This is a genomic window from Pseudomonas sp. G11 (genome assembly GCF_029457515.1).
Lineage (GTDB): Bacteria > Pseudomonadota > Gammaproteobacteria > Pseudomonadales > Pseudomonadaceae > Aquipseudomonas > Aquipseudomonas gorinensis.
In genome coordinates this window covers 2373259-2385840 of the sequence record NZ_CP120377.1, presented here as the reverse complement: position 1 = coordinate 2385840, position 12582 = coordinate 2373259, and the positions used below count along the sequence as shown (strand labels likewise).

Below are 12582 nucleotides of genomic sequence, written 5' to 3'. Positions count from 1 at the left end.
GGTCTCCCGCCAGAGAGCCGGGCCGGCGCACTTTCACAGGAGCGATCCCATGTTCCCCGACCTCATCACACCCGCATCCGACTTCGAGCACCAACTCGGAGCCTGCGTCAACGCCATGAGCCAGGAAGATGCCATCGGCCAGATCCTGGTATTCGAGCGCATGAGCGGCACGCTGCACATGCGCCATATCGCCAGCGCCGACCTGGTGGACACCGACGTGGACGACTACGAAATGGTCGTCTTCGACGGTGGCAACACAAGCGGCGACACGTGGAAACACGTGTTCTTTCCGCGTCAGCGCGAGCACTACTTCGTGTACCAAGCCTGATTCCTCCAGCCCCTTTCGAGGGGCTTTTTCTTGCCCGCAGCACAGGAAAACGGTTGTGGTGCGGTGCCGTTTCCTGCGGGCAGGCAGACCGCCCCAGGGCCATGCTTGCCCCATGTTCGTCGGCGTTGCCGGCACATGCCCAGGCAGTCGAGACCTTCGAGGCTGCAAGCGCGGGAAACCGTGCTGGTCGTTTCTTCCTACGGACCTACCGCGTCCATCCACGCCACCCACAAGGGACCTCTCCCTTGCGGGCGGGGAATCCCTTGTTTTTCCTCAAGGAGTTTCCCCATGGATCGTTCCCTCATCAAATCCATGATGCCTTCGCTGGTCGCAGGCCATGTGCCCCGCAACGTGCGGTCGTTCAAGTACCGCGTGTTCGATGATCAGCCGCTGTCCTCAACGCTGGGCTTCGCCATCGACCCCCAACCCTTCGACGGCAAGGTGGTCGCCGCGACCGACGATGCCATCGTCGTCAAGCTCAAGCCTTCCGAGTTCGCGGTGCTCGATCCCAGCCTGGTGACCACGGTTCCTGCCGAAGGCGCCAAGGTGCATGTCCAACCCTATGCCCGTCGTCGCTTCGACGGACTGCGCGCGGACACGCCGGAGGTCATCACCGAGGAGACTTCGGACGGCACGCCGTACACCATCACGAGGCACATCCTCGGCTCGGCGCCGGCCAAGCTGCCCATTCCCACGCCGCAGTGCATGGAGTTGGGCCAGCTCATCGAGCAGTTGGAGGAGATGCCGGCCCCCGATCGCTTCCGGCGCATCACCCACATGCTGGTGGATGCCGGTGCCCGCGACTTCACCTGGGTCGATCCCACGCCCTCCAAGATCATCGAGACCCCGCCGGCGATCAGCTTCACGGTCTCGACCGCGAAGTTCGAGGGCCGGGTGACGATCCTCTACGACCGCGGCGGAGACACCTACGTGGTGGAACTGCACCGTCAGAACGGTGAATCGGTCGAACTGGTCGATCGGCACGACGAGGTGTATTTCGACATGCTCGGCGAAGTGCTGGAGAGGCTCATCGACGACGGGCGCTGGCGCCAGATCGACGTGAGCATCCTCGACGCGAAAGCGGCCCGCAAGCGCCAGGCCGTCCCGGCATGACGCCCCGCAGCGAAACCGGGCGGTCCTGCGGCTGACCCGAGGCATCCGCCACGGCGTTCCAGCCGTTCCGGCCGCGTGCACTACAGGCCCTTCATCCCATCGGATGGAGGCCTTTCTCATTCTTCCACACAGGAGATTTCATCCATGTCACTGCGATTCAAAGGCGCTGACCTGCGCCCCGTGCTGACCGAAGCCATCGCCAATCAGGGGTCGTCTCAGAAAACGGAAAAAAATCGTACGCTAAGAGCCGAAGTGGGCCCTTTAGCAGCAATGCAAAGCTGCGATCAACGGGCAGGAAACATTGCCATGGTGCGCGTTGCACTCTCTCACTAGCGTCGACAGGGCCTCTTCCATCCGCGTGAGGTCCGCCATGCGTGCGCGCACATCGGCCAGCCGGTGAGCAGCCAGTTCGGCCGCCTCGCTGCAATGGGTGCCGTCCTCCAGTTTCAGGAGCTGGCCGACTTCATCCAGGCTGAATCCCAGGCGCTGGGCTGACTTCACGAACTTCACCCGCGCCACGTCCGCCTGCCCGTAGCGGCGGATGCGACCGTAGGGCCGCTCCGGCTGGGGTAGCAAGCCCTTGAGCTGATAGAAGCGGATCGTCTCCACGTTGACCCGGGCTGCCTTGGCGAAGGCCCCGATGGTCAGATTCTCTTGAGCGTTCTCCATGGCGCTTGACTCCGTAGTTGACTACGGAAGTAACGTTACAGCATCAAGCGAAGTCCCGGAAGGAGAACCTTATGTCGGAACCCAAGAACGGCTGCGGCGCACTGGCGACCGGCGGCGTCGCGGCCGTCCTCGCCTCGGCCTGCTGCCTCGGCCCCCTTGTCCTGGTCGCGCTCGGCTTCTCTGGCGCGTGGATCGGCAACCTGACCGTGCTGGAGCCGTATCGGCCGATCTTCATCGGCGCAGCGCTCATCGCGCTGTTCTTCGCCTGGCGCAGCATCTTCCGACCAGCCCATGCCTGCAAGCCCGGCGACGTTTGCGCCGTGCCCCAAGTGCGGACTGCCTACAAGGTGATCTTCTGGATCGTGGCCGCCCTGGTTCTGGTTGCCCTCGCGTTTCCCTACGTCCTGCCGCTGTTCTACTGAAAGGAGATCACCATGAAGAAACTCACCACCCTCACCACCCTCATCGCCCTGGCCGCCGCTCTAAGCGCGCCCGCCTGGGCTGCCACCAAGACCGTCACCCTGTCGGTGCCCGGCATGACCTGCGCCGCGTGCCCGATCACGGTCAAGACGGCTCTGTCCAAGGTCGCCGGCGTCGAGAAGGCCGAAGTCAGCTTCGAGAAGCGGGAGGCCGTCGTCACCTTCGACGAGGCCAAGACCAATGCCGACGCCTTGACCAAGGCCACCGCAAACGCGGGTTACCCGTCCAGCGTCAAGCAGTGAGGGCGTAATCATGGCCGAGGCGATCACCCTCCACATCGAAGGCATGACCTGCACGTCGTGCGCCGAGCACGTCCAGCAGGCTTTGACGAACGTGCCCGGCGTGCGCGCGGCCTCGGTGTCCTATCCGCAGCGGCAGGCCGAAATCGAGGCGGATGCAGGCGTGAGCGTGGCCCCGCTGGTTGCCGCAGTGGCCACGCTCGGCTATCGCGCACGGCTTACCGACACGCCGAACAAGCCTGCCGGCCTGCTAGACAAGGCGCTGGGCTGGCTCGGTGGCGAAACGAAGCATGTTGGCGGTGAACAAGCGCTGCACGTGGCTGTGATAGGCAGCGGCGGCGCGGCGATGGCGGCTGCCTTGAAGGCCGTGGAGCAAGGCGCCCGCGTCACGCTGATCGAGCGCGGCACCATCGGCGGCACCTGCGTCAATGTCGGCTGCGTGCCGTCCAAGATCATGATCCGCGCCGCGCACATCGTCCACCTGCGCCGCGAAAGCCCGTTCGATGCTGGCCTGCCGGCCGCAGCGCCCGCTGTACTGCGCGAGCGGCTGCTGGCCCAGCAACAAGGCCGCGTCGAGGAGCTGCGCCATGCCAAGTACGAAGGCATCCTGGCAAGCACTCCGGCCATCACCGTGCTGCGCGGCGAGGCCCGGTTCAGGGACACGCGCACGCTGACCGTGGCGACCGCTGACGGCGGCACGCACGAGGTGAACTTCGACCGCTGCCTGATTGCCACCGGCGCGAGCCCGGCGCTTCCGCCAATCCCGGGCCTTGCGGACACACCCCACTGGACCTCCACCGAGGCGCTGGAAAGCAGCTCGCTCCCCGAGCGGCTGGCCGTGATTGGTTCCTCCGTGGTGGCGGTCGAGTTGGCGCAAGCCTTCGCCCGGCTGGGCAGCCAGGTCACGATCCTGGCGCGCAGCACGCTGTTCTTCCGAGAAGACCCGGCCATCGGGGAAGCCGTAACAGACGCCTTCCGCGCCGAGGGCATCGAGGTGCTGGACCACACCCAGGCGAGCCACGTTGCCTATGCGGGCGGGGAATTCGTGCTCACCACCGGGCAGGGGGAAGTGCGCGCCGACAAGCTGCTGGTCGCCACCGGTCGCGCGCCGAACACGCGCAGCCTGAACCTTGAAGCGGCAGGCGTCGAAGTCAATGCGCAGGGAGCCATCGTCATCGACCGCGCCATGCGCACGAGCGCACCGCACATCTTTGCTGCCGGCGACTGCACCGACCAGCCGCAGTTCGTCTATGTGGCGGCGGCGGCCGGCACGCGCGCCGCGATCAACATGACCGGCGGCGACGCGGCGCTGGACCTGACGGCGATGCCGGCGGTGGTGTTCACCGATCCGCAGGTGGCGACCGTGGGCTACAGCGAGGCGGAAGCGCACCACGACGGCATCGAGACCGACAGCCGGCTGCTGACGCTCGACAACGTGCCGAGGGCGCTCGCCAACTTCGACACGCGCGGCTTCATCAAGCTGGTGGCGGAAGCTGGCTCAGGGCGGCTGATCGGCGTACAGGCGGTCGCGCCGGAAGCGGGCGAACTGATCCAGACGGCCGCGCTGGCGATCCGCCACCGGATGACCGTGCAGGAGCTGGCCGACCAGTTGTTCCCCTACCTGACCATGGTCGAGGGACTGAAGCTCGCGGCGCAGACCTTCAACAAGGACGTGAAGCAACTGTCCTGTTGCGCCGGATGAGGAAAAGGGAGGTGTTCGATGAACGCCTACAGCCGCGCCAACCGCCGCATCTACGCGGCCTTGTCCGATCCCCTGTCGGCCACCCACCGGCACCGCCTCGACGATCTGCTCAAGCGCCACGACAACGGCAAGACGACCTGGCTGGCCTGGCTGCGCCAGTCGCCCGTCAAGCCGAACTCGCGCCACATACTCGAACACATCGAGCGCCTCAAAGCCTGGCAGGCGCTCGACCTGCCTTCCGGCATCGAGCGGTCGGTGCACCAGAACCGCCTGCTCAAGATCGCCCGCGAAGGCGGCCAGATGACGCCCGCCGATCTGGCCAAGTTCGAGGCACAGCGCCGCTACGCGACCCTGGTGCGCTCGCCATCGAGGGCATGGCCACCGTCACCGACGAAATCATCGACCTGCACGACCGCATCCTGGGCAAGCTGTTCAACGCTGCCAAGCACAAGCATCAGCAGCAGTTCCAGGCGTCCGGCAAGGCGATCAACGCCAAGGTGCGGCTGGCCACCTCGATCAAGCAGGGCACGGTGACGGCCTCGCTGATGCTCAGGAAACTCGGCAGCTACCCGCGCCAGAACGGCCTGGCCGTGGCGCTGCGCGAGCTGGGCCGCATCGAGCGAACGCTGTTCATCCTGGACTGGCTGCAAAGCGTCGAGCTGCGCCGCCGCGTGCATGCCGGACTGAACAAGGGCGAAGCCCGCAACGCGCTAGCCCGCGCCGTGTTCTTCAACCGGCTGGGCGAAATCCGCGACCGCAGTTTCGAGCAGCAGCGCTACCGGGCCAGCGGCCTCAACCTGGTGACGGCGGCCATAGTGTTGTGGAACACGGTCTATCTGGAACGGGCCTCAAACGCCTTACGCGGTCACGGCCAGACTGTCGATGACGCCCTGTTGCAGTACCTGTCGCCGCTGGGCTGGGAGCACATCAACCTGACCGGCGATTACCTCTGGCGCAGCAGCGCCAAGATCGGCGCGGGCAAGTTCAGGCCGCTACGACCGCTGCAACCGGCTTAGCGTACGATTTTTTCCGTTTTCTGAGACGTCCCCAATCAGTGCCGCATTGTCCTGGTCAAGGATCAGGGCGTGTACTTCCTCGCCGAGCGTGGGGAGCGTCGCCCGGATGGGCGCCAGGCACTGCTCGCCTACGCCGTCGGATGCAACCCGGACACCGACCCGTTCGATGACTGGTGGCACCTCGCCGGCCGCGAGCTGGGCGGCGATGACTTCGCGGAGTATTTCGACCCGAAGGACGGCCTGTTCACGCGCCTCCAGCACTCGGCGGACGATCTCGTGCTTTCCGCCACCGCCACGCACCTGTCCTTAGCAGTGGTGCCTCCCGCCTGACGCGGCAACCGCCTCGCAGCCCCCGCATCGGGGGCCTTCTTTTGTTCGCACCGCCGCCATCGCCGCGCGTGCGCGTTTGTCTCCAGCCGCCGAGGCACGCCCCGCCGGCCACAACGCCGGCATGCCACCGGAGACAACCGCATGAACACGCCATCGACCTCGCCGAGGCTGCACCTCCTACCGGTGTCGCTGCGCACGGCCAATGCATTCGTTCTGTCGCACCATCGCCACCACCGCCCGGTCCAGGGCGCGAAGTTCGCCCTGGCCGTCACGCTGAGCGACAGCGACCTGATCCACGGCGTGGCCATTGTCGGCCGCCCGGTCGCGCGGCACCTGGACGCTGGAAGTCACGCGGCTGTGCACCGACGGCACACCCAGCGCCTGCAGCAAGCTCTACGGCGCGGCCTGGCAGGCGGCAAGGGCGCTGGGCTACATACGCCTGCTCACCTACACCATGCCCGACGAAGGTGGCGCCAGCCTGCGCGCCGCCGGCTGGCGGCTGATCGGCGCGCGCGGTGGCGGCGCCTGGAGCCGTCCCGGCCGTCCGCGCGCCGATACCCCCGAGCACCTGCGCGGCGCCAAGTGCCTGTGACAGGCGCCGGGTGGCGCGGACAAAGGGAAGCGCCCGGGTGCCGATTGATTGCTGCCGCGCGCGCGAGGCCCCGCCATGCTGGCCCCATGCCTGCTGACGTCGTCAGCGACATGCCAGGCAACCATCGGTCTTCGAGGTTGCGGCGCAGTTCCCACTGCGTGACCGAGCCAGCTCGCACCGCATCCTTCCGCGAGCGGCCACCAGCCTCTGGTGGCGGATGCTTTCGCCTTATCAACCCACCGCGGGGTCACGCACCTTCCCCGCATGCGTGGGCCGGTGTGTCTCCGCTTCATCCCAATGGAGATTCACCATGAACACCACGTCCAACGAGAAATCGTATTTCGACCTCCACACCTCGGGCATCGGCTACATCCAGCGTGTCCGTGAAGTGCCCGTCCGGGGCGGCCGCCGTGCGCAGCCTTTCCTGGCATGCACCATCGCCGCGCTGGTCGGCCCCGCCCGGGACCCCAGCTACCGCTACTTCGACGTCAAGGTCTCGGGTGCCGAGGCCAAGAAGCTCGTTCAGCGCTACATCGGCGTTGACGATCCCAAGCAGCGCCCGCTGGTGCGCTTTCGCCTCGGTGACCTGTGGGGCGATGTGTACATCCGCGACAAGGGTGAGCAGAAGGGTCAGGCCGCCGCGTCCCTCAAGGCGCGACTGCTCAAGGCCGAACTGATCGACCGGGCCGAACTGGCTTCGATCGAGCAGCACGAGTTGATCACCCGCGGCATCGGCTATCTCAATCGTGTGAAGGACGTCACCCCAAAAGCTGGCGACTCGTTCCTCTCTTGCACCGTCGCGGCACTGGCCGGGCCTGTCGATGAACCGGAGTATCGGTACTTCGACACCATCGTCGCCACCCCGGAAGCCGAGCACCTGGTTCGCCGGTGCGTTCAGGCCGTCGAGGGTGACCGCAAGGTGCTGATCGCCTTCCGTCTGAACGACATGAAGATCGATCCGTACATCCGCACCAAGGGTGAGCACGCCGGGGAACCGGCCGCCAGCCTGGAATCGACGCTGGTCCACATCGGTCTCATCAAGATCGACGGCACCCAGGTCTATCCGACGAGCCAGGCGCAAGCCGAGGCGCCGCCGGCCGAAGACGCATCCGCGTCCGAAGCCGACGATGCCATCGACACGGCCACCGAGCCCGCCGAGCGCGAGCCCGAGGCGCAAGTCCAGGAGCAGGAGCCGGCATTGGCTGCTTCGTTCTGATCCGGCACGGCCTCTCACGGGGCCTTGTCGCTTTTCCTCCCCACGTACGCCGCGTCCCCAGGACGCGTGCTTGCGCATTTCATCCCCCGAGTTCCGCGTGGTCTCACGGCCACGCGGTTGTCGAATTTCTCAAAGGAGATCAGCCATGTCTCTGGTATCCCGCTTTGCTCCGCAATCCCCGATCCTGCGCTCTGATCGCCCACTCTCGGACGACCGCATTCGTGCCGTCGTTCCGTCGATCTTCGCCGACGCTCCACATGGGAGCCGGTCCGATCGGTATGCCTACATACCGACCTCGACCGTGCTGACCAAGCTGCGCCAGGAGGGCTTCGAGCCCTTCATGGTGTGTCAGACGCGCGTGCGCAACGAAGACCGGCGCGAGTACACGAAGCACCTCATCCGACTTCGCCATGCAAGCCAGATCAACGGCGACGAGGCGAACGAGATCATCCTGCTCAACAGCCATGACGGCACGAGCAGCTATCAGATGCTCGCCGGCATGTTCCGGTTCGTCTGCCACAACGGCCTGGTTTGCGGTGACACCACCGCAGACATCCGCGTTCCCCACAAGGGCGACGTGGCCAGCCAGGTGATCGAAGGTGCCTACGGAGTCCTCGAAGGTTTCGAGCGCGTGCATAACGCGCGCGATGCGATGCGCACCATCACCCTCGATGAGGGCGAAGCGGAGGTCTTTGCGAACTCTGCGCTCGCACTCAAGTACGACGATCCGGCCAAGTCCACGCCTGTCACCGAGAGCCAACTGCTGGCCCCTCGGCGATGGGACGACCGCAAGAACGACCTGTGGGCCGTCTTCAACCGCGTCCAGGAGAACCTAGTCAAAGGGGGCCTGAACGGACGCACGGCCAACGGCCGCAATCAGCGCACCCGTCCGGTGCAAGGCATCGACCAGAACCTGCGCCTGAACCGGGCGTTGTGGCTGCTGGCCGAAGGCATGCGCCAGCTCAAGGCGTGATGCCACGCGGACCTCGCCCACCTCGGGCGAGGCCATTTCCTCTCATCCACCGGGTGCCGTCGGCGGCCCGTCATTCATCATCAGGAGAACCATCATGGCAACCCCATCGGCTTCCGAGAAATCTGTTGCGCCCATCGTCGTCCCCGGCCAGCTCACGCTGCGTACCATCCGCGGCAAGAACGGCCCGTTCACGGTTGGCCGCCTCGCGACGCACCTCGGTACTTTCGAGGTCAAAGACCCGGAGCTGGAGCAGTACCCCGAAGGCAAGTACGACGGGGAATTCATCATCAGGTACATCTTCCCGAAGTCCTATCCGGTCGGCGGCGGCATGCGGTTCGAGATCCGTGCCAGCCTCGACGGCATGACGCTCAACGGCATCGACAAACTCAGCCGCGACGAAGCCCGCAGCTTCGCCACCCAGGACGTCGATCCGCTCGATGAAGAGCAAGGGGCGCAGCCTGCGGCAACGCCGGCCAAGCCCACCAAAGCGTCCAGGCCCGCCAAGCCCGCACCCGTGCAGGCGTCCGCGGACCCGCTGGTCGATACCACGCCCTTCGGCGTGGATGCGCCACCGCCTGCTACGGCCGCTGCCCCCGGCAGCACCGAAGACGGTGACGCCGCGCTCTTCGGCCTGCTGTGGCCGCTGGGCGAGTCCGTGAAACTGGATTCGACCATCGACCGCCGCACCCTGCGCGCGCAGATCGCCCGCCTGGGCGAGCTGGGCTACGCGCTGGACTTCAAGACGCAGGAGTGGAGCCGCCAGGCCGAACCAAAACCTGCGTGATCGCAGACGCCGCATGCGCGGTGTTCTTCATCCACCCGCCGGGGTTCCTTTCCCATGCGGGGGAGGCCCTGGCCATTTTCTGGAGGTCTCCATCATGTCCACCATCGCTTGCGATACCCCGCGTTCAACGCTGGATGAACCCGCGTGGCGGGACCTTTGCAAAGCGGCCGCCGCACACGCCCAGCGCGGTTGCGGCTTGTCCTACGACCACTACGTGACGCTCTTCAGTTCGGCGATCGACGCACAGGCCAATCGTTTGCCGGATGAGCAACGTGCTCAGGCTCTCGAAATCGCGGCCCAGGAATGGGACTACGCAACACCTGCCGAACGGCAGGAAACCCAGGACTGGAATGCGGAGCATGGCTATTGCTCGCACGGGATCGAGTTCGGCTACTGCCCGGCCGGTTGTGATCGAGACGATGACGACTGGGATTGAGGGCGACGCATAGGTTCCTTCGCCGCAGATGCGGCATTCCATCACCCGCTGGGGGTTCTTCCCCACGGGGAGGCCTTCAGCTCAACTTTTCGAGGAGGCCTCTCATGGGCTGGTATTTCTCAAACCAATCGCGGTCCGAACTGATCGCGGAACTGATCGCACCGCAAGAGACCGAGCGCGCCAGCGTCAAGGTCATCGCTCACACCCTGCGCGGCAACGTGCTGTGGTCCGTCGCCGAAGTGACCGCCAAGGTCGAAGGCGTGCATCGTGATCTCGCACCGGGCCAGTCCCTGCGCTACATCCGCTGCGATCTGCTTGAACGAAGCGGCGGCCAGTGGGGCTACAAGTCCTTGGACGAGTCCATGCACCCGTACTACTACACGTGCCCGCTGTCCTATCTGGACCTCGCACCGGAGCAGTCCGCCGACTGGCGTGCAGGCGTTCGCGCCTACCACGCCCGGCGGCGCACACCCACGGCATCCGCGGCATCCGCCGCGGCGTCGATGGCCTGAGCCAGGAGGAACCGACATGGACCCGATCCTGGCAACGCTTCCGCCCTCGTTGCTGGCACTCGTTGAAGGGAGTTTGTCCAACGACGAAGTGTCCTCCGACGAGGAAATGCTGGCGTACTTCATCGACAACGGCCTCACCGAGGACCAGGCACGGCAGGCACTGACCTACCGCGACCAGTACCTCAACAACATCTACCTGGAAGGCTTCACGCCGATCACTTCGGCGGACGAGCCGCTTCACTTCAACCCGCACACCCGGCAGTTCGAGCCGGACTGAGCGGTTTTCTTCCACCCCCTGGGGCAGTACTTGCCCCAGCGGGCGGTGCTGTTCCCGTTCATCCGAGGACACCACCATGCCCGCAAACACTTCTTCCACGCTGTACCGCATCGACGAATGCCCGGACGTGATGGCCGACGCCTGCGTCGGCGATGACCAGGGCAACCTGATCTTCCTGTCCATCTGGGCGCGGGACACCGCCGTCCAGCAGTTCCTCGCTCGCCTGACCCTCGGGCGCGACGAGCAGGGACTGGACCAGTTCCACGTCATCACCGACCAGGGCGGCAGCGTCCCGGTATTCATCGGCAACGTCGATCGCCTGGAAAAGCGCATCACGCGCGCGTACCGGCGGACGCTGTTCGGCTCGCTGTCCAACGTGTGGCTGTTCGACCGGCGCTGCGTCAAGCCCGACAAGGCCAACGCCAGCGCATTGGCACTGCTGCCACGCGACAGCGCCCACAGGCTTGACCGCCTGTGGATGCTGGTGCGGGACACCTGCCCGTTGCCGCTGCTCGATCACTGGCGCGAGACCGTGCTGGAACTGCTGCAAACCCGCGAGATGCTGGCCCGCCTTCCGTTCGCCCTCGGGCCGCTGGAAGGCCATCGGCTCGCCATCGACGTGCCGGCGCTGACCCTGGCGCTCGGCTCCCTGATCCGCAGCGACGCGCTCACCGCCTATCCGTATCCGGCCAAGATTTGGACGCCGGAAGCGGTAGCGGCTTGACCCACCCTCGGAGGCACGCCTTGGCGTACTTCCGTGTTTCATCCCCGCCAACCAGGAGACTTCCATGGCCCTCATGTTCCCGCGGCTCGCCCGCAATTTCGTCAAGAACGGATATTTCCCGACCGACGAACCCACGCTCGAAAGAGCGCTCAACGCACTGATGCCCAGCGACGGGCCGATGTGCATCCTCGATCCCTGCGCCGGCGAAGGCGTGGCGATCGCCGAAGCCGCCCATGCCCTCGGGCGCGAGCAGGCAAAGGCGTTCGCCGTCGAGTTCGACGCGGAGCGGGCGCGCCATGCCCGCGGCCTGGTCGATCACTGCCTGCACGCGGACCTGATGGACACGATGGTCTCCAAGCAGTCCTTCGGGCTGCTCTGGCTCAACCCGCCGTATGGGGACCTGTCCAAGGACGTCAACGGCAACATCGGCTATCAGGGCCAGGGCCGTGCCCGCCTTGAAAAGCTGTTCTACCAGCGCACGCTCTCGCTGCTGCAATACGGCGGCGTGCTGGTTTTCATCGTCCCCGGCTACGTGCTCGACGCGGAGTTGGTCGGCTGGCTGACGCGCCACTACACGGACCTGCGCATCTACCGAGCGGTGGAGACGCAGTTCAAGCAGGTGGTGATCTTCGGACGCCGGGTGCGCCAGCGCGAGCAGGTGCCCGATGGCGTCAAGGCCGTGCGCAATCTGCTGTTGCAGGTAGGGCAAGGCGAAGTCGAAGCCGAGGAACTGCCGAGCGAGTGGCCGTTCCTGCCGTACATCGTCCCCGCCAGCCCGGCCGAGCCAGAGCATTTCTTCCGCGTGACGATGGAGCCCGAGCAGTTCGCCGATGAGGTTGGCAGGCTGCAAGGCTTGTGGCCATCGCAGGACACGCACCTGGGGGCTGCGCAGCAATCGCTGCGTCCACCGGCGCGGGCCTTGTCCCGCTGGCATCTCGCCCTGGCTCTGGCCGCGGGTGCGATCTCGGGGGTTGTGCGCTCCAAGACCGGGCGCGTGCTCGTCGTCAAAGGTGACACCCACAAGGACAAGACGCTCCAGCGGGAGTTCACCGAACGCGAAGACGGCTCCATCGCCGAGACCCGCATCCTCACCGACAAGTTCGTTCCCGTCATCCGCGCGTGGGACATGACACCTGGCTCCGCGACACGGGGCGAGGTGTTGACCATTCGCTGATCCACCGGACGCGCTGC

At 65.9% G+C, this 12582-nt stretch carries 15 protein-coding genes and 2 pseudogenes; 16 read left to right on the top strand and 1 reads right to left on the bottom strand.

Features of this window, described 5'->3' with window-relative positions:
- The first annotated feature begins 49 nt into the window (after positions 1-49).
- Together P2T68_RS11020 and P2T68_RS11015 are read left to right on the top strand one after the other, a co-directional pair.
- Positions 50-328 carry a hypothetical protein gene (locus P2T68_RS11020; protein ID WP_003116828.1) on the top strand — a complete coding sequence of 93 codons (279 nt, stop codon included), beginning with the start codon at positions 50-52 and terminating at the stop codon, positions 326-328.
- 288 nt (positions 329-616) lie between these two features.
- Positions 617-1441 carry a hypothetical protein gene (locus tag P2T68_RS11015; protein ID WP_003098941.1) on the top strand — a complete coding sequence of 275 codons (825 nt, stop codon included), beginning with the start codon at positions 617-619 and terminating at the stop codon, positions 1439-1441.
- 261 nt (positions 1442-1702) lie between these two features.
- Here P2T68_RS11015 and merR read toward each other — a convergent pair whose 3' ends face one another.
- Positions 1703-2110 carry an Hg(II)-responsive transcriptional regulator gene (gene merR, locus P2T68_RS11010; RefSeq protein ID WP_003098939.1) on the bottom strand — a complete coding sequence of 136 codons (408 nt, stop codon included), beginning with the start codon at positions 2108-2110 and terminating at the stop codon, positions 1703-1705.
- A 71-nt stretch (positions 2111-2181) separates the two neighbouring features.
- Between merR and merT the strand changes: the two genes are divergently transcribed.
- The 14 genes and pseudogenes from merT to P2T68_RS10940 all read left to right on the top strand — a co-directional run bounded on the left by merT (position 2182) and on the right by P2T68_RS10940 (position 12565).
- Entirely contained in the window at positions 2182-2532 is a 351-nt protein-coding gene (gene merT, locus P2T68_RS11005) for a mercuric ion transporter MerT (RefSeq protein ID WP_003116827.1), read from the top strand.
- Between the two features lie 12 nt (positions 2533-2544).
- On the top strand, positions 2545-2832 hold the full coding sequence (gene merP / locus P2T68_RS11000) for a mercury resistance system periplasmic binding protein MerP (protein ID WP_003116826.1): 288 nt from the start codon (positions 2545-2547) through the stop codon (positions 2830-2832).
- A 10-nt stretch (positions 2833-2842) separates the two neighbouring features.
- Positions 2843-4531 (top strand): mercury(II) reductase, encoded by a 1689-nt coding sequence (gene merA / locus P2T68_RS10995; RefSeq protein ID WP_003098932.1) that lies wholly within the window; start codon positions 2843-2845, stop codon positions 4529-4531.
- Positions 4532-4555: 24 nt separating this feature from the next.
- Positions 4556-5547 (top strand): annotated as a pseudogene (locus P2T68_RS10990) (Tn3 family transposase); the annotation flags it as partial.
- A gap of 45 nt (positions 5548-5592) precedes the next feature.
- Positions 5593-5877, top strand: coding sequence for a DUF3085 domain-containing protein (locus P2T68_RS10985; protein ID WP_031629745.1), 285 nt, complete (start codon positions 5593-5595; stop codon positions 5875-5877).
- 141 nt (positions 5878-6018) lie between these two features.
- Positions 6019-6469: pseudogene (locus P2T68_RS35180) on the top strand (XF1762 family protein).
- A gap of 310 nt (positions 6470-6779) precedes the next feature.
- Entirely contained in the window at positions 6780-7685 is a 906-nt protein-coding gene (locus tag P2T68_RS10975; protein ID WP_003116825.1) for a DUF3577 domain-containing protein, read from the top strand.
- Positions 7686-7830: 145 nt separating this feature from the next.
- Entirely contained in the window at positions 7831-8658 is an 828-nt protein-coding gene (locus P2T68_RS10970) for a DUF932 domain-containing protein (RefSeq protein ID WP_003116824.1), read from the top strand.
- A gap of 94 nt (positions 8659-8752) precedes the next feature.
- Positions 8753-9442 carry a DUF3275 family protein gene (locus P2T68_RS10965; protein ID WP_003116823.1) on the top strand — a complete coding sequence of 230 codons (690 nt, stop codon included), beginning with the start codon at positions 8753-8755 and terminating at the stop codon, positions 9440-9442.
- A 94-nt stretch (positions 9443-9536) separates the two neighbouring features.
- Positions 9537-9878 carry a hypothetical protein gene (locus P2T68_RS10960; protein WP_003116822.1) on the top strand — a complete coding sequence of 114 codons (342 nt, stop codon included), beginning with the start codon at positions 9537-9539 and terminating at the stop codon, positions 9876-9878.
- 104 nt (positions 9879-9982) lie between these two features.
- On the top strand, positions 9983-10390 hold the full coding sequence (locus tag P2T68_RS10955) for a hypothetical protein (protein WP_003116821.1): 408 nt from the start codon (positions 9983-9985) through the stop codon (positions 10388-10390).
- Between the two features lie 16 nt (positions 10391-10406).
- Positions 10407-10667, top strand: a complete 261-nt coding sequence (locus P2T68_RS10950) for a hypothetical protein (protein ID WP_003090124.1) — start codon at positions 10407-10409, stop codon at positions 10665-10667.
- A gap of 76 nt (positions 10668-10743) precedes the next feature.
- Positions 10744-11391, top strand: a complete 648-nt coding sequence (locus P2T68_RS10945; RefSeq protein WP_003116820.1) for a hypothetical protein — start codon at positions 10744-10746, stop codon at positions 11389-11391.
- A gap of 40 nt (positions 11392-11431) precedes the next feature.
- On the top strand, positions 11432-12565 hold the full coding sequence (locus tag P2T68_RS10940; protein WP_223224654.1) for a DUF6094 domain-containing protein: 1134 nt from the start codon (positions 11432-11434) through the stop codon (positions 12563-12565).
- Positions 12566-12582 lie beyond the last annotated feature (17 nt).

What these genes read in the sequence shown, in the direction of transcription:
- P2T68_RS11020 (WP_003116828.1), top strand. Translation starts at nt 50, where the DNA reads ATGTTCCCCGACCTCATCACACCCGCATCCGACTTCGAGCACCAACTC.
- P2T68_RS11015 (WP_003098941.1), top strand. Translation starts at nt 617, where the DNA reads ATGGATCGTTCCCTCATCAAATCCATGATGCCTTCGCTGGTCGCAGGC.
- merR (WP_003098939.1), bottom strand. Translation starts at nt 2,110, where the DNA reads ATGGAGAACGCTCAAGAGAATCTGACCATCGGGGCCTTCGCCAAGGCA.
- merT (WP_003116827.1), top strand. Translation starts at nt 2,182, where the DNA reads ATGTCGGAACCCAAGAACGGCTGCGGCGCACTGGCGACCGGCGGCGTC.
- merP (WP_003116826.1), top strand. Translation starts at nt 2,545, where the DNA reads ATGAAGAAACTCACCACCCTCACCACCCTCATCGCCCTGGCCGCCGCT.
- merA (WP_003098932.1), top strand. Translation starts at nt 2,843, where the DNA reads ATGGCCGAGGCGATCACCCTCCACATCGAAGGCATGACCTGCACGTCG.
- P2T68_RS10975 (WP_003116825.1), top strand. Translation starts at nt 6,780, where the DNA reads ATGAACACCACGTCCAACGAGAAATCGTATTTCGACCTCCACACCTCG.
- P2T68_RS10970 (WP_003116824.1), top strand. Translation starts at nt 7,831, where the DNA reads ATGTCTCTGGTATCCCGCTTTGCTCCGCAATCCCCGATCCTGCGCTCT.
- P2T68_RS10965 (WP_003116823.1), top strand. Translation starts at nt 8,753, where the DNA reads ATGGCAACCCCATCGGCTTCCGAGAAATCTGTTGCGCCCATCGTCGTC.
- P2T68_RS10960 (WP_003116822.1), top strand. Translation starts at nt 9,537, where the DNA reads ATGTCCACCATCGCTTGCGATACCCCGCGTTCAACGCTGGATGAACCC.
- P2T68_RS10955 (WP_003116821.1), top strand. Translation starts at nt 9,983, where the DNA reads ATGGGCTGGTATTTCTCAAACCAATCGCGGTCCGAACTGATCGCGGAA.
- P2T68_RS10950 (WP_003090124.1), top strand. Translation starts at nt 10,407, where the DNA reads ATGGACCCGATCCTGGCAACGCTTCCGCCCTCGTTGCTGGCACTCGTT.
- P2T68_RS10945 (WP_003116820.1), top strand. Translation starts at nt 10,744, where the DNA reads ATGCCCGCAAACACTTCTTCCACGCTGTACCGCATCGACGAATGCCCG.